Source organism: Paenibacillus wenxiniae, from assembly GCF_039822605.1.
Lineage (GTDB): Bacteria > Bacillota > Bacilli > Paenibacillales > Paenibacillaceae > Saccharibacillus > Saccharibacillus wenxiniae.
Genome location: NZ_JBCGUH010000007.1, coordinates 277,082 through 298,011, shown reverse-complemented (window position 1 = coordinate 298,011; position 20,930 = coordinate 277,082). Strand labels below are relative to the sequence as shown.

Here is a 20,930-nt window from a genome sequence, read left to right as displayed (position 1 = left end):
CAGTAGTTAAAAAGTAAGAGCTATGCGTATTACGAGCTTTGCAGCTTGATTTTGATATCGCCTGAGATTAGCTTTTGTTTTAAATCTTCCAGCTGTTTTTGCTGTTCATCGGATAGCTCAATCAGATGAATCGGAGCGAGACCGACGCCGCCATCTTGCAGACCGAACACCATATCTTTTTTAGGAAATGTTTTGTTGTTTTGAATATACGTTTGTGTTGCATTGTATAATGCGACATCGATATTTTTGACCATTGATGAAATGACGGATTTTTCAGCAAGGAAAAATTGGTCGCTATCCACACCGATCGAGTAGATGCCTTTTTTCTGAGCTTCTTCCAATCCGCCTACGCCGGTCAGACCCGCAACCGTATAAATAACATCAGTTCCATCGCCATCAATCATTTGGGTGGCAGCGGCAGAACCAAGCTCCGGCTTACCAAAGTCTCCTGTATAGTTCACGATGACGCTGGAAGATGGATTGACTGCAAGCGCGCCCTGTTCGAAGCCGCTCTGGAATTTATGGAGAAGAGGAGTTTCGATTCCGCCAATAAAGCCAAGTTTACCCGTTTTGCTAGCCATCGCTGCCAGCGCACCGGCAAGGAAGCTACCTTCTTCTTCTTTAAATGTAATCGAAGCAACATTGGGCAAATCTGATTTTTCGTCAATGAGGATAAACTGACGATCGGGATGACTTTTCGCAGCCGTTTCCAGACTGTCCTTCACCGCATAACCAAGTCCGATAATCAGGTCGTTGTTATTGGCAAGCAACTGATTAAAACCTTCATCATACGTTTTGGTGTCTGAAATCTCTCTGTAGTCAAACAGAATTTTGCCTTCATCACGAGCACGGATAAGGCCGTTAAAAGCGCCGTCACTGAAGGACTGATCACCAAGTCCGATATCGGATAATACGATACCAACTTTAAGTCTTCCCGTGTCTGCTGAAGCGACAGGTTGTTTGTTCGAGCAGGCACTAAGAAGCAGAACTGCGGCTAGCAGGATAAGCGCGCTCATTTTTTTCCAATGTGTGTTTGTATGCACTGGCGATTTCCTCTCTGGTTCGAAATACGTTTCAAGGTGTATATCGGATATCCAAGTCAGTTAGTTAAGATGTCATACTAATGTAAACGTTAACAAAATGAAAGCGGATATTTTTGTGACGCTTTGTGGTAACTTTATCAAATTAATGCTTGGATGCAGACCTGTGACAAGGTATGATAGGAGTTAATCAATTTTGCAACATCTGCATATGCGAGGCATATGGATGAATACTATCGTTAACTGGGGGAAGAGTATGAAGTATATCAGCACGAGAGGCCAGGTTGAGCCAAAAGGCTTTATCGATACTGTACTGATGGGACTTGCCGATGATGGCGGTTTGATGGTGCCTGAGAAGGTGCCGACCGTTTCGGAAAGCACGCTTCAAGCATGGAGCAAGCTAAGCTACATTGACCTGTTTCTGAATATATTTGCTCTGTATGTGGAAGATGAAATTCCAGCGGATGATCTGCGTCAGCTTGCGGAGAAAAGCTATGCTAATTTCCGTCATCCAGAGGTTGCTCCAGTACGTCAAATTAACGATTCGCTTCATATTATGGAGCTGTTCCATGGACCGACTTTTGCGTTCAAGGATGTAGCCTTGCAATTTATGGGTGAGTTCTATTCTTATATTTCCAAAAAATACGGTGAAGTTATTCATATTCTGGGCGCAACGTCCGGCGATACCGGCGCAGCAGCGATTCAAGGTGTGCGTGGTAAAGAAGGGATCAAAATCTGTATTTTGCATCCACACAATCGGGTGAGCAAAGTGCAGGAGTTGCAAATGACGACCGTAGATGATCAAAATGTGTTAAATTTATCCGTTAAAGGCAACTTTGACGACTGCCAGAAAATCATTAAAGATCTGTTTGCGGATTTGCCATTCAAAAAGCAGCATCATCTGCGTGCGATCAATTCGATCAACTTTGTACGGATTCTGGCACAAACGGTGTACTATTTCTACGCTTACTTCCGTACACAGGAAGCAGCGGCAGGGCGTCCTATTAATATCTGTGTGCCATCCGGTAACTTTGGTAACATCTTCTCGGGTTTCCTGGCGCAGAAGATGGGGCTTCCGATTAATAAGCTGATCATTGCAACGAATGAAAACAATATTTTGGAACGCTTCGTGAAGACAGGCGAGTATAAGCCTGGCGATTTCCGTAGCACGCATAGTCCATCGATGGATATTCAGGTGGCAAGTAATTTCGAGCGCTATCTGTACTATTTCCTGAATGAAGATGCAGCGAAAGTGTCTGCCTACATGCAGCAGCTACAAAGTGAAGGTCAAATTGTACTGTCTGGCGCCGATCTGGAACAGGTACAGCAGGACTTTGCTGCACATGGTGCTTCCAATGCAGAATGTCTGGATGAGATTCGCAAATACAAGCAGCAATATGATTATTTGCTTGATCCGCATACCGCTTGTGGTATTGCAGCGTATGAGCTATACAATGGTGACAATGAAGTATGCGTGACGCTGGCAACTGCGCATCCTGCTAAGTTTGACGAGGCGATTATCCTGTGCGACATCAAGCAGGACTTCCCTGCACCGATCGCTGCATTGTTCGATATGCCACAGTACCAGACGGTTATCGATCATGATCAAGATGAAGTGGTACGTCAGCTCGAGTCATTTTATACATTGCAGGTGTAATATACAATCGAAATGTTCAGAAACCGTAGCCGGATGGCTGCGGTTTTTTGATTGTTGTGATCAACATATAGTAGAAAGTAATGAAAAAGCCGCCCTTTTGTAAACCGCTCCCAATATTGTATTTATACTAAAAAGTAGGCATAGTATATGTATATATCATGAAGTGAAGATGGGGTAACCTATGCATAGTAGATAAATCAGAGTGGGTTAAGGAGCGCAAGAAGGGATGAGTGCAATGATGTTGCAGCATAAACTGTCGCAATGGCAGCAACAGTGGAATGAATTATTAGCGAGTTTACAGCATAAAGGGGCAGACGTATTCCGTAAATGGGAACAGCCTGCAACGGAACAAGAGCTTGCCGAATTAGAGCAACAATTAGGCATAACATTGCCCCATGAGTTGAAGCAAGCATTAACAATTGCGTCAGAAGCATGGATGGGCTGGACATTGCCGCATACGTCACTGGTGCCATTTGATGCGAACGGAGATTGGGGCTGGTCTTTGCAAACGATCAACTGGCTGGATGTATCGATACTGGAAGATACGGTTGATCCAACACGATATCTTTCTTTTTATCATGCCCATAATGGGGATAGTCTTGTGTTGGATATGCATGTACAACCACAACAACCCGCGGTGCTGAGCTGGAATCATGAGACTGACGAGTTCCAATTTCTGGCCCCTTCGCTGGGCGAATTTTTGGAGCGTGTGACGGTGTTGTATGGGATTGGTGCAGAAGCATGGCAATATGAACCATTTGCCGATTATAGCGGTTTGAATGTGAATCATCCAAATACGATACAGTGGCGTTCATGGATGGAGGATTATTTGCATTTAACACTGGAAAAGGCACAGGGTACGTTAGAAGGTCTAATTCGCTATGCTGAGATGGTGGGTAAAGCAGATGAGTTGCTACGTGCAGCGTTTAATACGTTTGCACCGGAGCTTGTGCTCCAAGCATGGCAGCAGCGCATTGAACAGGAGTCTGATCGAGGCTTGCGCGAGGCACTTATGGAGTACACAGGCGAGCTGTGCGGCAGTTATGCAGCGGATTGGGTACGCTCGTTATGGAAGACCGCGCCTGCTGAACGGATTAATGCTTCAATTCTGGCATATGTGACAGCACATTGTTTGCCAGAGCAGGAAGGATTAGCACTCGTCTTTGCCGAGCTGGAAAGGATGGAGGAAACGAGTCGGCTGAATGGATACACCGCCAATGCATGGCTCAAGCCTTTTGAAAATCGCAAGGTGATCGAATGGATGACAGTTGATCAGCGTGTCAGCTATCCGTATGATGGCTGGGATCGTCTCTTTGCCTGTTCCGCGCCGTTAGCAGAAGATATCTGGCAATGGCTCGGTGGTAGTTCGGTACAGCGGCAAGTTGTCATTAGTGCACTGGCAACGATAGAACATGTGCATGCGATTTTCCTAGAGCAAGATCAGTTGCAGCATACGCTGGAATTGCTGGAACAAGAACTGGAAAAAGCCGTTACGAAAAAAGAAAAAAATCTGGTGAACTGTGCCATTCACTCGCTCAACAAACGATAAATGCAGCCTTATTATAGACACGACCATAGTTCACACACAAAAGGTGGTTATTACATTGGAGATACAGCATCGTATTCCGTTGATCGACGAGTATTTGCATTTGCGTAAGATTTCTGGCCTGAGCGAAATGAGCCGGGAAGGTGCGGAGAAGGGACTGCCACTCACTTTGTTTGCAGTCATACTGGAAGAGCAGGGGGAAGTCATCGGTATGGGACGTGTTGTCGGCGATGGAGGACTGTTTTTTCAGGTAACCGATATTGCTGTACATCCGGATCATCAAGGTAAAGGATATGGCAAAGCGATCATGGGCGAAATTAAACAGTATTTACACGCAAATATGCCACCGCGTGCGATGGCTACATTATTTGCAGATGTACCGGCAGATCATTTGTACGCGCAATTCGGCTTTGAATATTCGTCACCCGTATCGCTGGGGATGTGGCTACGGCAGTCTCCATAACGAAATCGTCATATGGCATAACCAATGAAGTAAGAAGTCGTGTAAGAATAGGAATGATTTTACTTTTTACTGGAACGTGATGCAAGGCAGACGTATAATAGGACTGTTGTTGTAAAATGAAATCGTTCGGGGTGATCGGTAGCCTGAAGCAGGCATATCGCATATGCCGTCAGACTGCGCTGCCCCCGTACAGCCGGAGGAATGAGTAGTGAGAATAGAGAAAGATTTTCTGGGCACCAAAGAAGTTCCCGATGAAGCATATTATGGCATTCAGACTCTGCGTGCAGTAGAAAACTTCCCGATTACTGGGCAAAAGCTGCATCCTGAATTGATCCGTGCGATGGCTATGGTCAAAAAAGGAGCGGCACTGGCGAACATGGAGATGTCCCGTCTATACGGACCTAAAGGTGAAGCGATTGTACAGGCAGCCGATGAGATTTTGCAAGGTCGCTGGATCGATCAGTTTATCGTGGACCCGATTCAGGGTGGTGCTGGAACATCGATTAATATGAACACGAACGAAGTTATTGCGAACCGTGCGCTTGAGATTATGGGTAAGGAAAAAGGTGCGTACGTTGATATTAGTCCGAATAATCATGTGAATATGGCACAATCGACTAACGATGCTTTCCCGACAGCGATTCATATTGCGACACTGTCGATGATCGAAAAGCTGCTCGTAGCGATGCGTGAGCTACAGCAATCGTTTCAGACGAAAGCCGATGAATTTGATACGGTAATCAAAATGGGGCGCACCCATTTACAAGATGCTGTACCGATCCGTCTTGGTCAGGAATTCCAATCCTATGCACGTGTACTGAGCCGTGATATTAAACGTGTCGAAAATACGCGCGAAAACTTGCTGCATATCAATATGGGGGCAACCGCAGTCGGTACCGGTCTAAATGCGGATCGTCGTTATATTGTGCGTGTAGCCGAGATTCTGGCGGACATTAGCGGCTTCTCGCTGGCCGCATCAGACCATCTGGTAGATGCCACGCAAAATACCGATGCCTATACCGAAGTATCGGCGGCATTGAAAATCTGTATGATGAACATGTCCAAAGTGGCAAACGATATTCGTCTGATGGCTTCTGGCCCTTATGCAGGCTTGAATGAGTTGAATCTGCCGGCACGTCAGCCAGGTTCTTCGATTATGCCAGGTAAAGTCAATCCAGTTATGTGCGAAGTGATCAACCAGATTGCCTTCCAGGTTATCGGTAACGATAATACGATCTGTCTGGCGTCCGAAGCAGGGCAACTGGAGTTGAATGTCATGGAGCCTGTACTGGTGTACAATCTGTTACAATCGCTAGAAATTATGAAGCAGGGCTTCACCGTATTCCGTTTACATTGTATCGATGGTATCGAAGCCAATGTGGAGCGTTGCCGTCAATATGTAGAGCGTAGTGTTGGTGTGATTACTGCACTTAATCCACATCTAGGCTATGAAGTCGTATCTCGTATCGCGCGTGAAGCGATTCAGACGGGCAAATCAGTACGCGAGCTGTGCTTGCTGTACAATGTATTGACCGAAGAAGAGCTGAATATCATTCTTGATCCATATCAGATGACCGAGCCGGGTATTGCTGGTGAAGAGTTGCTGCATAAGGATTAAGCGGTAAAGCTATAGCTGCTAGCTACATCTGTTCTATACGCTGGCTATATGTTTTGTACGATATATCTGATCGAATATGGGAGTACAGATATAGTTTTAAGCAAGCTATAGTGTAGGATGTTGTGAAGGTTATGCAATAAAAATAGGGCTATTCCTTTAATGGAATAGCCTTTTTTACATAGTACTGTCATTTTCGCATCTTACTGGCAAATATGTTATAGTGCATGTAAGCATCGGGCTGCATACGCTTACTTAAGTATTACACATAGATATCTTATGTATCTAATTAAGCGATAGTGTGCACAAGCTCTATTTGCCGCGCCCATGTACGATAAACATGCCTGATACACTATAAAATGGACTGGAACGGAGGGATAGTGAAGTAACTCATTCAAACACGGTTTTACCATTTGTGGACAGAGAGGAAGAATAATAATGAAAATGAAACGCTATGTGCTACAATCAACGATTGGAATTGGTGTGAGTGTTGCACTTCTAAGTGGAAGTGTACTTTTGCCGACTTCAAGTCATGCGCCAATTGCGAGCGCAGCGGCAGTATCCGGCGTCGATGTGACGTCCAGTATCGAGAAGCTGGGACAGCCATTCAAAGGTGGGCCGTATGCGCGTAATGTGTGGGATATGCAGGTGTATGATGGCAAAATCTATCTAGGCAGCGGAAACAGTAGCAACTCCGGGCCATCGCCCAACGCTGGACCTGTACCCATTATGTATTATGATCCAGCGAGCAGCCAATTCGTAACCGAGAAGGTCGTATCGACAGATGCGAAGACGGGAAAGCCGGTCACACGCGAAGTTACGGCAGATGAACAGATCGATACTTTTAAAATTTTGAAGGGTAAGTTGTACATACCGGGCAATGATTCGGTCGTACCGGGCTGGAAATACGGCAACTTTTACGAGTTAGGCAATAGTAGCTGGACAGAATATCAGAATATTCCGAATGCGCTGCACGTTTATGATCTAGCGTATTATCAGGGTAAAATGTTCGCAGCTGTAGGTACAGAAGATAGTCCGGTCGTGATGATGTCAGGCGACGATGGCAAGACATGGGAGCAGTTTGCCCGTATCGATGGATATGGTAGTCGTGCGTATAAGTTTTTCCAATTTAAAGGTAAGCTGTATGCCGCAGCGATTATTATGCCAGACAACAAAATTTGGGGTGACGAAACGAATGTGCTTGCCATCGACAAAAATTTAAAGGCAACGCAGGAAAAGGTAAATGGCAAACACATTTTACCAGGCATGACATTTGCGCAGGAAGCAGGCAAAACGCCATACAGCCGTATTAGCAAAACGGTCGTTGTGAATAACAAGCTCGTCTATATCGCTGGTGAGCTATACAATGATTCACAAACGATGCCGGAAGCGTTAATCGCAGCCAGCGATGTGAATGATGGTAAACGTGTGAAACTGCCTGATGCTAAAGCGATTCCAACCGATATGATCACACGTGGTCAGGTGCTTTATGTGCTTACTTACACGAAGCAAGCCGATGGCAACTATATAAATCGTGTGTACAAAACGCGTAATCTGAATCAATGGTATCCGGTGTTGCAATTCAAGCAGAGCACGTATGCGAAATCGTTGGAAGAGCTGAACGGTGATTTTTACTTTGGTCTTGGTACAGATACGGAGCCGCTTGCCGCATCGTCCGGGCAGATTCTGCGTGTAAAAGCAGCTGCGTTGAAATAAGTCGCGGCTTTGTGCGGTTCAATTTATCCGACATCGACAGCAGGCTATTATCGTAGATCGTATGGCGGTAAAGTAGTTCGCGACTTCCGTTACATGATGTTGGGCTTACGTTGAACTTGTGCCATAGTTCTGAACACAACGTTACGAAGAACAATAACGAAAAGTAATAATGAAAAATAATAATGAAAAGTAATAACGAGAAACAACAGCGAAGAATAATGTAACCACGATACATTAAAAGCAAAAAGTCGTCTCACTCCGATCCTAAGTCTGGAGAAAGGCGACTTTTTGCTGTGTGTATTTACGTTTAGTTTCTCGTTAGAACAGGGCTATTAGATTGTGCATACAAGCGTAGGTTGTGAGATATCCAAAACAATGAGAAGAGATAAGGAGATGAACTTTTGTATCGTACAGCAATGTACGGAGTGGGATTAAATTGTAGATTCCCCTTGCATCTTACGTCCAAAATAGTTTGCGTATACGCCATATTTTTTGTACATTTTTATAACTATCATGCATACAAAAGTACATATAAAAAATATATAGCATACGTATCTGTACTACCTTGCCTGCCTATAGAAGACGCTACGAATGATTACATCACACCTCTGCCAACAGCATCATACATTTACATATTCCTATATCCCTATATTCCACGTTCTACAGGTATCATTTCCCATAATGGATCGATGATCGATCATGATCCATTGTCCTTTTGACCGGACTCCCTCTGTAACGGCTGTGGCGCTTCAGGATGTAAATTCAGCGGTGGTGCAATTTTACGCGGCAGCATCAATCCTAGATGTTGTAGCTCTTGTAAAATGCAGCGTACATGATAACGATAGATCATCAGCAGATCCTCACCGTGAGAAGTAAGCGGGCGAGAGGAAGTAAATTGCACATCCAGCTTTGGTTCCGCTTCGATTGAAGGCTCATCCGTTAACAGCCTAAGCTGACGCATATGGGAATACGTATTATGATAAATATCGATCTCTTCCTCCAGATGCTCCATCATCGTGCGCTTTTTCCTGTTCAGATGAAATTCAGATGTGTATGTCTCATACACTTTTTCCAGCTCAGACATATCTTGCTTGAGTGCACTAATATGTACACCGCCACCCTGACGCAATAGCTCATGCGTAAGTTGGGTCAGATGACGACGCAAGATTTTGCGTCGACGCTCCATTTGACGCTCATGCTTGGGCGGAAAGACAAGATAATTGACCATGACCGCCACGCTAATGCCGATAAGTGTATCCAGCATACGATTCATGCCGTAAAATAATGGGCTTTCGCCAGGACGCAAATTAAGCATAATCGCCAGAAATACGATGCTAGCGATCGAAATGGCTTTATTCCATTTCAGCAGATTACATACATAAATGACGACAATAATGCCCAGCGCGGAGAAAACAGCGCTATATGGATCGATCAAAGCAAACAAAAAGCCGCAGCTGGCACCAACGATCGTGCCCATCACTCGATTTTTGCCGACCGTATACGAATTCGTGACCGAATTTTCCATCGCAATAATGGTAGCGATGACCGCATAAAAAGGATATTCCAGATGAAATGTCTGCGAAATAAACAGACAGATGAATACGGCAAGTGCCGTTTTAATATTGCGCATGCCAATAGCGAATTTCATAGCAACAATCGATTCCTTCCTGTGTTTCGTTTGAATAATGGTAAAGTATGAGGATTTATACTATAAACGATTACCCGCTTATAGTCTGTGAATAAAAACATAATTAATTATTTTTCGCGGAAAAATGAGAAAATATCGTACTTTTTGAATCCTGATGTTACTATACTATAAGAGAGGTGAGTTCATGCTACTACAATTTAATTTTGAAAATTTTAAATCTTTTGAAAAAGAATCGACACTCGATATGATGGCAACGTCCATCAAAGAGCACGAAAATGATGTGGTATATAATGCATATAACGAAAGAGTATTAAAAGTAGCTGCCATTTTTGGAGCGAATGCAAGTGGGAAAAGTAATATTTTTAAAGCATTTCGTTTTTTTTGTCGATTTGTTTTATCTTCCAATAGATCAGCGATTTTGCTGGATGAGCGCCATTTGTCTCCCTTTGCATTCACAAGTGATAAGACACCATCGTTTTTTGAAGCGATTTTTAGCACGGAACAGAATATTTTTCAATATGGTTTTAAAGTCGATCAGGAGCAAATCTATGAGGAATATTTATATGTAAGAGATAAAAACAAGAAAAAAGAATCATACAGGACTTTATTTTATCGTAGTGAACAAGATATTGAACTGGCTCCTGAATTTGAGTCTATTAAAAATTTATTAGAACTATTAGAGAAGAAAACATTATTTTTATCATTGATGACCAGTTTTAAAATTGAAATTGTTCAAGAAATTAGAGATTGGTTTCAAAAAGTGTATTTTATGGATTATGCTAAAGGATTTAATAGCGTTGCGATAGCCAGAAGCCGATTTCAAACGCCTTTGATACGAATTTTGAAAGATGCTACCAAAAAAGAACATTTAGAAAAATTTATTAAAGCAGTTGATGTAGGGATCGAAACCCTGGATATGATCCCTTTTAATAAAACAGAGTTAGCAGACGAAGAAAATATAGAAAATATTTCTGATGATGAAACTATGTATGAGTTTGTTAGTATCCATGCTAATCCAGACACAAATGAAATTTTTAGATTGCCTTTAAGAGAAGAATCCAGTGGAACACAAAAATTAATAGCATTATACACATCTTTACAAAATGTAATCGAGCAAGGTGGGATTTTATTCTCTGATGAGCTTGATGCTCAATTGCATCCTTTATTATTAAGATATCTCATTAATCTGTTCCACGATTCTAAGACAAATCCTAATCATGCACAACTAATATTTACAACGCATGATGTATTCACATTAGACAAAGACAATTTTAGAAGAGATGAAATATGGTTTGTAGATAAAGACGAGCGTGGAGTATCTAAATTATATTCTCTCGCTGAATATAAAATGAATGATGAAAAAAAAGTTAGAAACGATGCTAGTTATGGAAAAGATTATATATTAGGTAAATATGAAGCTGTTCCAGATCTTAAACCATTGATATAGGAAAGGACTATATATGGCAGCACGCAGAGAACCGGGCAGGAAAAATAGAAAAGAGCAGATTAGAAAGGCGAAACCTTCTGGTCATTTGATTGTGACGGAAGGAATAAAAACGGAAACAAATTATTTCAATGGTTTTAAAAATGAAATCAATGAGAAATATCAAGATACTGTACAATCATACACTATTGATATTCACGGAGCAGGAAAAGAAACGCTTCGAATTATAGAGGAGATCGAAGATTATAAACGTCGCTCTCCTCATATTTTTGAGCATATTTGGGCTGTGTTTGATAAAGATGATTTTCCGCCAGCTCATTTTGACAATGCGATTCACTCTGCTCATAAAAAAGGCATCAAGGTCGCTTGGTCTAACGAATGTATTGAATTATGGTTTTTATTACATTTTGCCTATTTAGATTCCAACATCAATAGACAACAGTATTATTCACGTTTAGACAATGTTTTTAAAAATATGGGTATTCAGGAAGGTTATAATAAAGCATCTGAAAGATTATATGAATTGTTAAAGCCTCATCAAGATAAAGCGATACGTCATGCCCAAAAGTTAAGAAAAACACATAGCGAAATGAGTTCTTTTTCTAAAAAAGCTCCATGTACTAATGTAGATGAATTAGTATGTGAATTACGAGGTTTGCTCCACTACTAAAATAAATGATATATAAAAGTTTAATTTTTAATCTCTAATTGAAAATATATTATTTCTGTGTTATTATTTGATATGTCAATGATTGATGGGTCACACAATGGTATGTTCATCAATCAGGCTGGCCAGAAAGGAGTGGAGACTTGTGTCAATTTCCACCACAGATGAGGTTTTCAATCAGATACAGAGTCTTCAACGTCAACTGGCCTGCACCTTTGAGAAATGCGCAGGCATTAGTGCTTCGCGTTTGCAGTTGCTCTGTCAGCTGTCCCATACTGAAGAGATCAGTCAGAGCGCTTTGCAAAAGCTGGTCGGTATTGATCATGCAGCGATCACGCGCCATCTTAAGCAGCTGGAAGCGGAAAACGTCGTCGTTCGTCGTAACAATCCAGACGATAACCGGATCACGCTTGTTCAGCTTACCGAGCATGGCCGCGAGCGCATTATCGCTTTCCGTGAAGAACGAGAGCAGTTTGTTGCGCGTATGTTTCATGGTTTTCATGCAGGGGAGCAGGAGCAGTTGCTCGATATGCTACAGCGATTGAACGCTAATATTGGCGGAGCCATGAAGCTGTAAGCTATATTTCATAGAACGATAAATAGAGGAGAGAATTCATATGACAACAACCAATACAAATGCTGTAATCAAAACAAATGATTTTAACAAAATCGCGCTGGAACGCCGTTCCATTAAGAGCTATGATCCATCGGTGAAAATTAGCCGTGAAGAAATGAACGAAATTTTGACAGAAGCGACACGCGCTCCATCTTCCATCAACTTTCAACCTTGGCGTTTCCTCGTAATTGAGAGTGAAGAAGCAAAAGCCAAACTGCTTCCACTGGCGAAATTCAACAGCCATCAAGTAGAAACAGCAGCAGCTGTAATCGCTATTTTCGGTGATCTGAAGCATGAGCAAAATGCAGAATATATTTTCGATAAAGCGGTAGAACTGGGCTATATGCCAGCAGAAGTAAAAGAACGCCAGCTTCCATTTGCACTCGGTTACTATGAAAACCTGTCCGAGCAAGCACGCAAAGACATCGCTCTGATCGATAGCGGTCTGGTTGCGATGCAATTGATGCTTGTTGCACGCGCACACGGCTACGATACAAACCCAATCGGTGGTTATGAAAAAGATCAAATCGCTGAAGTATTCGGTATGGACAAAGACCGTTATGTACCGGTTATGCTGCTGAGCATGGGTAAAGCGGCTAACGAAGGCTACCCTTCGATGCGTCTGCCACTGGATATGGTTGCTGAATTTAAATAAGATTGAAGTGATCGTAAGTTAATCGTTTCAATATTTATATGATAAAACGCCCGGCTATGGCTGCATTGTGTTCCAGTTCTGTTATACAACAGAACTGGAACACAAGCTGCCTGGCAGGGCGTTTTTTGTCATACAGGGAAAAGACGAAACAATACAAGCTTATACAAGCGACTTCACCCAGATGGCGAGCATGCCTATGTATTCCTTACAGGCGGTTCCCGTGGAGCTGATTGCACTGCCAGACGGTGAGAATTTACCAGCATACAGAGAACCGGGCTGGCTCACCCAGTAATCGGTTGGATAAGGCTGCACATTCATACCTGCACGATGAAACTCCATTACCGAGCGTGGCATATGAAAAGCAGATGTGATCAGCAGCGGTTTGCTCCAGCCGTGTTGTTTCAATAGCTGCGCTGTATTGTCGGCATTTTGCGCTGTATTAAGCGAACGATTTTCAGCGTATACATCCTGTGGAGCGACACCCATACCGATCAGCTGGCGCCGGGCAATATTCGCTTCATTGCCACTATCGGCAAACACCTGTCCACCGGAGAAAATAATGGGCAGTCCGGTGTGACGATAAAGTCGCATAGCTGTAATTAAACGATTCCCCGCTGCACCGGACAAATTGCCTTCACCATCGATATCCGGTGTGCCGCTTGTAGCCCCACCGCCGAGTACGACGATCACATCGTTTTGTATAGTAGCTGGCGGCATATATTTATGCTCCAGACTGCCAATTAGTGCGTCGGATACGAACGGTGTCATACTGGCGTACAACAGGAGATTAATCATAAATAAAACAAATGTCTGACGTGGCTGACGCTTCATCCATAGCCAGAGCGAGACTGCTAGCAGAAGCAGGATGAACAATCCGGGTGGTAGCAGAAAGCTGTAGAGAAATTTAATGATATATAGCATGAACGTAATTGCACCGCCTTTAATCAATGGTTGAGCTGAATCATTCGGTCTGCCTCTCATTGTACAATAAATGCGGACAAAGGGAAGAGATTCAGCGCACATGCCTTACTAGCAGCCGTACTAGCTCCACAAGCTCCTACCAGTGGCACAGAAACAACCCTCATGCGGTATGCACAATGGCAATCAAATCTTCCTACCAAACGATCCTACAAAACACTCTCATACAAACTTCGATAAAACAGCTTAAACTCCAGGACGTATGCACACAAAACCAGCGCGTATACACAAAAACAGCCTGTCCCACCATGATCGGGAACAGGCTGTTTTATCAACATCAAGCTGGTGCATTGAAGCGCCCAGATTAAGCTTCTTTTTTACGGAATTTAAACAGCGCGCTAATAAACAGCACGATCAGAAAAGCAATACATGCCCCAATACTAATCCGGTTACTTGCATCAAACAGGAACAGTACAGCAATAACTGCCAGCGTCAGTGCAGTTAGTCCAGAGATGTATGGATAGCCCCAGATACGGAACTGCGGCTGAACCGGATAGTTGCGGCGTAGCTTAAGCTGGGACAGACAGATACTAATCCAGACGAGCAGTACGACAAAGCCAGGAACAGCGATTAGAATACTAAACACTTGATCCTGGGCAACATAGGCGAGCCATGCGCCAATTAGCAGTACGACAGCACACAGCACAAGACTGTTGATCGGTACACCACGGTTGTTGGTGCGCGACAGCATCGCAGGTGCTTCATTATTAATGGCCATCGAGTGCAGCATCCGTGTTGCGCCGTAAATGCCGGAGTTTGCTGCCGACAGTACCGCTGTAACGAGGATAAAGTTCATAATATGAGCTGCACCTTTCAAACCGGTCGCTGTCAATACTTGCACAAACGGGCTGTCCTGTCCGCTCAGCTGATTCCACGGAATGAGTCCGCAAATGATCAGAATTGGCAGAGTGTAGAACAGCACAATTCGCAAAATAAAGCTTTTTACGATGCGTGGCAATACTTTAGCCGCATCTGGTGTTTCGTTAAGCGTTAAACCGATCAGCTCTGAACCGCCATACGAAAACATCACGACCAGCAAAGCAGAGACAATCGCCATCCAGCCATTTGGCAAAAAGCCGCCATGTGCCGTAAAGTTGCTCAAATACGGTGTATCATTACTTGGAAGAATGCCAAACAGCAGGCAGGCACCAAGGATAATAAACACAATGATCATCGCAATTTTGATACCGGCAAGCCAAAATTCCAGCTCGCCCAGTCGCCCTACGCTCAGTAGATTAACGAGTAGAACGAAGATCGCACTTGCCAGACTGAGCACCCAGAGTGGAGTGTCGGCAAACCAGAACTGCAAAAAGCTTCCGGCAGCGATAACTTCAATCACACATACCGCCAGCCACATAAAGCAATACAACCATCCGACAATAAACGCCAGACGCTGACCAAAGGCAAGCGAGATAAAGTCTTTCATATTGCGGTTTGGATACACGGTTGCCATCTCAGCAATCGCGCCCATCACGACCAGCAGCAGTAAACCAGCGAAAATATACGTGAAAATAACGCCAGGCCCTGCAAGACCAATCGTGTCGGAACTGCCTTTAAAAATGCCGGTTCCAATCACTCCACCCATCGCCATAAACGTAATGTGACGCGGCAGGAGTCGTTTTTGTAATGATGCTTCTGGGGTTGCCTTCAAACTAAACTCCTCCTTAATCAAACTACAATAGTAATGCTTTAAACCAATCCAGTATTACTATCTTACCTGATTATCGGTTTTTCTAACACTGAATGAAATAGTATTTTTAATGATCATGTTGAAATACGTATAAAATACGTTGTTATGCGATTTATTTGGTGGTGTGAAAGAACAAGGTAATAGACTCCGGTATATTATGAAAATCGATGGAATCGGTAAAATAATTTTTTTGTAAGAACACAATTTATTGAAATGATATTAAAAAGTCGCTTATAGTTACACTACCTTGTTTCTAGGTAACTGTTACATTGCCAACTAATTACTGAAAAAAGAGCAGACTGGTTGATAGACAACCGTTCTGCTCTGCATGCATTTTATATATCACTTATATATCATATTACTCATATATTGCTCATATATTCCTGTAAGCTTTAGTTTTAAAAATGATTACCGAATATCTTATGAACAAACCCGATCTACAGCAAAATGATTTTTCTATTTGACTGCGAATCCGTATTGCCTACAGCTGTGCCAGCTTATGTTCATCCAGCTCCAACCAGACCGGACAATGATCGCTACCCATAATAGCAACATCAATCCCGGCATCAAGCAAACAGGGGGCTAATCGTTGGGACGCAAGGAAATAGTCGATACGCCAGCCAATATTACGTTCGCGCACCTTCGCCATATACGACCACCAGCTGTACATATCTGTACGATCCGAATAAAAGTAGCGGAATGTATCAATAAAACCGGATTGTAGCAGCAAAGTCATTTTGGCGCGTTCCTCATCGGTGAAGCCGGAGTTGCCGATATTAGAGCGTGCATTTTTCAGATCAATTTCCTGATGCGCGACATTCAGGTCACCGCAAATAATAACAGGTTTAAGCTGATCAAGCTGCATCACATAATGGCGGAACCGATCTTCCCATTCAAGGCGATACGGCAGGCGCAGCAGATCGCGGCGAGCATTAGGTGTATACACATTAACCAGATAAAAGTGCTGGAATTCCAGCGTTAACATGCGTCCTTCTTCTTCATAATCTTCCTCCATCCCATAGCGCACGGAAAGTGGAGCAATCCGAGTGAAGACGGCTGTACCGGAATAGCCTTTTTTCACTGCATAATTCCAGTATGGCGAATAGGCATCCCCATGATCCAGTTCAATCTGTCCAGCTTGCAGTTTGGTTTCTTGCAAGCAGACAATATCCGCATTCACCGCGATAAAATAATCGTTAAATCCTTTTTTGACAGCGGCACGCAGGCCGTTTACATTCCATGATACAAGCTTCATCTATCATATACTCTCCCTTATCTGTACAATTTGCTGCCTGCATTTCAGATACAGACTGAGCGGGGTTAGACCAATTTGCCCATTGTAACATAGTTGATGGACAGTCGGAATGAAGGATGTATGAATGTTAATGTGAAGGGAACGTATGATCTTATTTCATTGACAATGATGGAAGTGTCGGTTATAGTGAAATCAAATGCAATATGAAGCGGGAGAAGCACCTCGCAGAAACGGTATGATGCCGATTCTGGAGGTGCTTTTTTGTCGTATATGCGCCCGTATTTATGCAATATTCATCATCCTATGGAAGGGAGAATAGAAGTTATGGCAGTGAAGCAGCGATCGCTTATTGCAGTGAAACGAGATCATACTATGAAAAATAATACAAGGAGAGAGGAGGTCGAATGTAGGCAGGAATGTGTAGCTATTCAAACCCATAATTTCATTTCACATCGCCTCATTTCATTCATCATATTGCAAATGAATGATTTAGATATAGTAACAAGTAGAAGGGCTACAGACCGATTGGATGAAACTAAATTCAATAAATCTAAATTCAATAAAGCTAAATCGGATAAAGTGCACTTAACTGCTGCCATTGGTTCGCTACATAAGCTGATTTTAACGAGTGTATGTATCGTTATGCTACTAACCTATATGCCGCTGCACTCCGCTCAAGCTGCCAGCTCCAATTCAGCCATAAGCAATATCGATACGTTGTACGATAGCATTACAGCTCTTGAACGTGTACTAGAGCTGCAAAATGTCCAAATTCGTGCGCTGCGTGAGCAAAATAATGCCGCTTTAAAAGCTGTTCAAGAACGTATCCGCAAGCTGGATACCACTCGCCTGGCTACGATGAAGGCAACATTAAAGCAATTGGAAAACCAACATGCGCCGTTGCTCCAACATTATGCTGATCTCGGAAAACAAATTGCGAATGCGCGTAAGCAAAAGAACGATCGTCTTGTACAATCGTTATTGCTTGAGCGTAATCGCATCCAAGCACAGTTTGTAGCTGCACGTACCGAACTCCAAAACAAGCGCACAGAGCTGGCAGCCGCACGCCAAGCGAGCACCGTTCGTAAACAGCAGCTCCGAAATCTACTTCAACCGGTACAAACGCTCAAAAAACAGATCACTTCTGAAAATAAAGCGATCACTTCCGCATGGAAAGTACGCACAGCAGCGCGTAAAAGTTATCATGCTGCTGTACGTCAGGGCAATGCTGTGGCTGCACTTGTTCATTTGACAGTTGTCTATAAACAGCTCGGTCAGATCCAAACATCACGTCAGAACATCCTTCACTGGGAGCAGCAGATCAACAAGACGATTCAGACTGTAGCTAGCCGTGCTGAGCTGATGACAGATCAATCGTGATCTGGAAAGCTTATAGTCTGATGATCTGGAAAGCTCTAGTCTGATCGGATGATGTGTTGATAATAAACGATACTATGGCAGACATGTACAATACAACTACACCATTTATTAATGAGCGTGTAGTAATCAGCGTGCATTAGCATCAACAAACGTGCATGACCATCTTTACTGCTCAAAATCAAGGTTTTGCGGTGCATCGGGTAAATCAGCTTGGGGATCGAGATGGGTGAGTGGTACATCACGACCTACCTCTTCAAAACGTAAGCTGTCGATCCATACATCGCCTTGACCGATTAGCATCACGCCAAAGGCAATCGTTGTACTTTCAAGTGGAATATCCAATACAATCGCATAATGATTCCAGTCGCAATCGCCAGTAAGCAGACGATTGTGCATATTATCAAATTGCAGCACATTTTCATAACGATCATCGACTCTCATCCACAGACCACAGCTTTCTACAACAGCACGCGTTTTGACAAAGCCAGACAAGCGCATGCGTTTATTATGATAAGCTTGTGCCTGAAACTGTTGCATCAGCGTACCAAATTGCTGCTCATGCGGTGTAGTTGCAACCGGCTGATTTTGATCTGGATGAACAGTGTACAAATGAGCAGATTGACGTCCCGTATGAACCAGTGTTCCATCCAGCTCAATAGCATAATGGTGCATAGGTGTTCCGCTTAAAAACCAACCTTGAATAGGCGATTCGGATCGAGAAGAGGAAGTCATATTCATTATCGAGTCTCCTTTGTTATAAAAAATAGAGTGATCTTGCTTGAATAGCTTACGATAACGTCCTGGTGGCAGAGCGTATTCTTTTTTAAAGGCGCGAGTGAAGGCTTCCTGACTTTCAAAGCCACAATGTAAAGCGATATTCAAAATACCCTGTTCTGTGTATAGGAGTAGTAAAGCCGACTGGCACAATCTACGTTGACGAATATAATCAGCAATGCCTAACCCTACTGTACGACTGAATAAGTGGTGAAAATAGTTTGGAGCAAAGCCAACCTGAGCAGCAATATGCTGTAAACTGAGCGGCTCATGCAAATGGGTTTCGATATATTCGATACTATTTTGAATAGGTTCAGTATGCTTCAGCGTGTTACACCTCCTTATGTTGCGTATAACGAATCGCCATCTTGCTTATTACGCTCTTCCAGTCGGGTGTATCGTTCCATTCCATTTGTATAAAGAGGATACGTAAATAATGGCATGTGAATCGGCTTTACTAATCAAAGCATAACAAAGTGAGTATGACGTATTTTGATTATTTTTACGAAAATAAGAATCAAGATGCTCTTTTTGTGTTAATAGATGATGAATACATAAATTGGCTTTGATTTTGCTTTTGGAAAAAAATCTGCTATACTGCTTTATGTTGATGACAAAAATGAAACTATTACGTGGGATGAAGCATATGCAAACGTCCTTGAAAAATGAAACTACAGCCCCAGTTTGAACGATTTAATCGCGGATAAAGCTTAGAAATGATTGGTAAATCAAGAAATGTTAGGTCTGTGGCAGGGAGATAGATCCATATTACTATGCTATATTATGATGTATAAAAAAATCTATTCACTCCATACATGCTTGTTAAAGTTACAATATCGTCATCTTTGATTTCCAATTGATTAGTGAAGCTATTTGGATTACGATTGCATGTAATGTAGCAGGCAAGTTCCGCTAACGGCGAATTTCGTATCTTCACATCCAGAACATAGACCATCCGCACACTTATTACTGAATATGGAGGTTATACCGAACGATGAGAAAACTACCCGCTTTGATTGCATCCTGTGCCTGCGCAGTAGGCATTACTTTTTTGGCAGCTCCAGCAGATGCTGCATTACTGACGCAAGGAATGCGCAGCACCGATGTGGTGCAATTACAACGTCAGCTTGCTAATCATGGATATTTTTATGCGAATACGACTGGTTATTATGGCAGTATTACATCGAACGCTGTTAAACAATTTCAGCGTGATCATGGATTGAGTGTGGACGGTGTAGCTGGTCCGGCAACGTTGACGAAGCTCGGTACGAAGAGCAGTAGCGGTATCGTTACAGCAAACGCATCTGCAAGCAATGGCTCCAGAGGCACATATCGTGCTGACCAGGATTCGATTGATATTCTAGCACATATTATTTATGGTGAAGCACGTGGTGAATCTTTTAAAGGACAGGTCGCGGTAGGCGCAGTGGTACTAAACCGTGTACAATCGAATGAATTTCCTAATTCGATCTGGGGTGTGGTCATGCAGCCTGGACAATTTACTGCTGTTGCAGACGGACAATATTACTTAAAGCCGAACAAATCAGCCTATGAGGCAGCCAGACAAGCGCTGCGTGGTGTAGATCCGACTAACGGCTCACTGTACTATTACAACCCACGCATTGCGACTTCCGAATGGAGTATGCGTCGTCCAGCTGTCATTACGGTGGGACAACATATTTTTACGAATTAAGGCATTCAATCGAATCAATCATTATCATTACTTTGTAAAGACTTCCATTATAACGTCATCACAAAGTAATGACTTCCATTACATGGTCATAAT

Annotated in this window: 17 protein-coding genes; 11 read left to right on the top strand and 6 right to left on the bottom strand. The window is 43.1% G+C overall.

Annotated features, from left to right (window positions below):
- Nucleotides 1-29: 29 nt before the first annotated feature.
- A complete protein-coding gene (locus AAHF22_RS14965) occupies nt 30-1,016 on the bottom strand; it encodes a BMP family lipoprotein (protein WP_371834077.1) in 987 nt (328 codons plus the stop codon).
- 280 nt (nt 1,017-1,296) lie between these two features.
- Between AAHF22_RS14965 and thrC the strand changes: the two genes are divergently transcribed.
- The 5 genes from thrC to AAHF22_RS14940 all read left to right on the top strand — a co-directional run bounded on the left by thrC (nt 1,297) and on the right by AAHF22_RS14940 (nt 8,037).
- Nucleotides 1,297-2,697 (top strand): threonine synthase, encoded by a 1,401-nt coding sequence (thrC, locus tag AAHF22_RS14960; RefSeq protein ID WP_347325823.1) that lies wholly within the window; start codon nt 1,297-1,299, stop codon nt 2,695-2,697.
- A gap of 226 nt (nt 2,698-2,923) precedes the next feature.
- Nucleotides 2,924-4,246, top strand: coding sequence for an SMI1/KNR4 family protein (locus AAHF22_RS14955; protein ID WP_347325822.1), 1,323 nt, complete (start codon nt 2,924-2,926; stop codon nt 4,244-4,246).
- A 55-nt stretch (nt 4,247-4,301) separates the two neighbouring features.
- Nucleotides 4,302-4,706 carry a GNAT family N-acetyltransferase gene (locus AAHF22_RS14950; protein WP_347325821.1) on the top strand — a complete coding sequence of 135 codons (405 nt, stop codon included), beginning with the start codon at nt 4,302-4,304 and terminating at the stop codon, nt 4,704-4,706.
- A gap of 208 nt (nt 4,707-4,914) precedes the next feature.
- The gene (gene aspA / locus AAHF22_RS14945) at nt 4,915-6,324 is read left to right on the top strand and encodes an aspartate ammonia-lyase (protein WP_347325820.1); all 1,410 of its coding nucleotides are present in this window, start codon (nt 4,915-4,917) and stop codon (nt 6,322-6,324) included.
- A 435-nt stretch (nt 6,325-6,759) separates the two neighbouring features.
- The gene (locus AAHF22_RS14940) at nt 6,760-8,037 is read left to right on the top strand and encodes a hypothetical protein (RefSeq protein ID WP_347325819.1); all 1,278 of its coding nucleotides are present in this window, start codon (nt 6,760-6,762) and stop codon (nt 8,035-8,037) included.
- Between the two features lie 697 nt (nt 8,038-8,734).
- On the opposite strand, the gene AAHF22_RS14935 is transcribed toward AAHF22_RS14940, so the two are convergent.
- The gene (locus AAHF22_RS14935) at nt 8,735-9,685 is read right to left on the bottom strand and encodes an FUSC family protein (RefSeq protein ID WP_347325818.1); all 951 of its coding nucleotides are present in this window, start codon (nt 9,683-9,685) and stop codon (nt 8,735-8,737) included.
- Between the two features lie 184 nt (nt 9,686-9,869).
- Between AAHF22_RS14935 and AAHF22_RS14930 the strand changes: the two genes are divergently transcribed.
- The 4 genes from AAHF22_RS14930 (at nt 9,870) to AAHF22_RS14915 (ending at nt 13,067) form a co-directional block, all read left to right on the top strand.
- Nucleotides 9,870-11,132: an AAA family ATPase gene (locus AAHF22_RS14930; RefSeq protein WP_347325817.1), complete on the top strand. Its 1,263-nt coding sequence runs from the start codon at nt 9,870-9,872 to the stop codon at nt 11,130-11,132.
- A gap of 13 nt (nt 11,133-11,145) precedes the next feature.
- Nucleotides 11,146-11,799 (top strand): RloB family protein, encoded by a 654-nt coding sequence (locus AAHF22_RS14925; protein ID WP_347325816.1) that lies wholly within the window; start codon nt 11,146-11,148, stop codon nt 11,797-11,799.
- 142 nt (nt 11,800-11,941) lie between these two features.
- On the top strand, nt 11,942-12,373 hold the full coding sequence (locus tag AAHF22_RS14920) for a MarR family winged helix-turn-helix transcriptional regulator (protein WP_347325815.1): 432 nt from the start codon (nt 11,942-11,944) through the stop codon (nt 12,371-12,373).
- Between the two features lie 40 nt (nt 12,374-12,413).
- Nucleotides 12,414-13,067 (top strand): nitroreductase family protein, encoded by a 654-nt coding sequence (locus AAHF22_RS14915; RefSeq protein ID WP_347325814.1) that lies wholly within the window; start codon nt 12,414-12,416, stop codon nt 13,065-13,067.
- A gap of 159 nt (nt 13,068-13,226) precedes the next feature.
- Here the strand turns inward: AAHF22_RS14915 and AAHF22_RS14910 are convergent, their stop codons facing one another.
- From AAHF22_RS14910 to AAHF22_RS14900, 3 genes are all read right to left on the bottom strand, one after another.
- A complete protein-coding gene (locus AAHF22_RS14910) occupies nt 13,227-13,988 on the bottom strand; it encodes a YdcF family protein (RefSeq protein WP_347325813.1) in 762 nt (253 codons plus the stop codon).
- 361 nt (nt 13,989-14,349) lie between these two features.
- Nucleotides 14,350-15,696: an amino acid permease gene (locus AAHF22_RS14905; protein WP_347325812.1), complete on the bottom strand. Its 1,347-nt coding sequence runs from the start codon at nt 15,694-15,696 to the stop codon at nt 14,350-14,352.
- Between the two features lie 520 nt (nt 15,697-16,216).
- Nucleotides 16,217-16,990: an exodeoxyribonuclease III gene (locus tag AAHF22_RS14900; protein ID WP_347325811.1), complete on the bottom strand. Its 774-nt coding sequence runs from the start codon at nt 16,988-16,990 to the stop codon at nt 16,217-16,219.
- A 525-nt stretch (nt 16,991-17,515) separates the two neighbouring features.
- On the opposite strand from AAHF22_RS14900, the gene AAHF22_RS14895 reads away from it, so the two are divergent.
- Complete coding sequence (locus AAHF22_RS14895) at nt 17,516-18,370, top strand: hypothetical protein (RefSeq protein ID WP_347325810.1); 855 nt, start codon at nt 17,516-17,518, stop codon at nt 18,368-18,370.
- A 165-nt stretch (nt 18,371-18,535) separates the two neighbouring features.
- Here the strand turns inward: AAHF22_RS14895 and AAHF22_RS24000 are convergent, their stop codons facing one another.
- Nucleotides 18,536-19,420: a helix-turn-helix transcriptional regulator gene (locus tag AAHF22_RS24000; RefSeq protein WP_503651568.1), complete on the bottom strand. Its 885-nt coding sequence runs from the start codon at nt 19,418-19,420 to the stop codon at nt 18,536-18,538.
- Nucleotides 19,421-20,138: 718 nt separating this feature from the next.
- Between AAHF22_RS24000 and AAHF22_RS14880 the strand changes: the two genes are divergently transcribed.
- Nucleotides 20,139-20,837, top strand: coding sequence for a cell wall hydrolase (locus AAHF22_RS14880; RefSeq protein WP_347325809.1), 699 nt, complete (start codon nt 20,139-20,141; stop codon nt 20,835-20,837).
- The last annotated feature ends 93 nt before the right edge of the window (nt 20,838-20,930 follow it).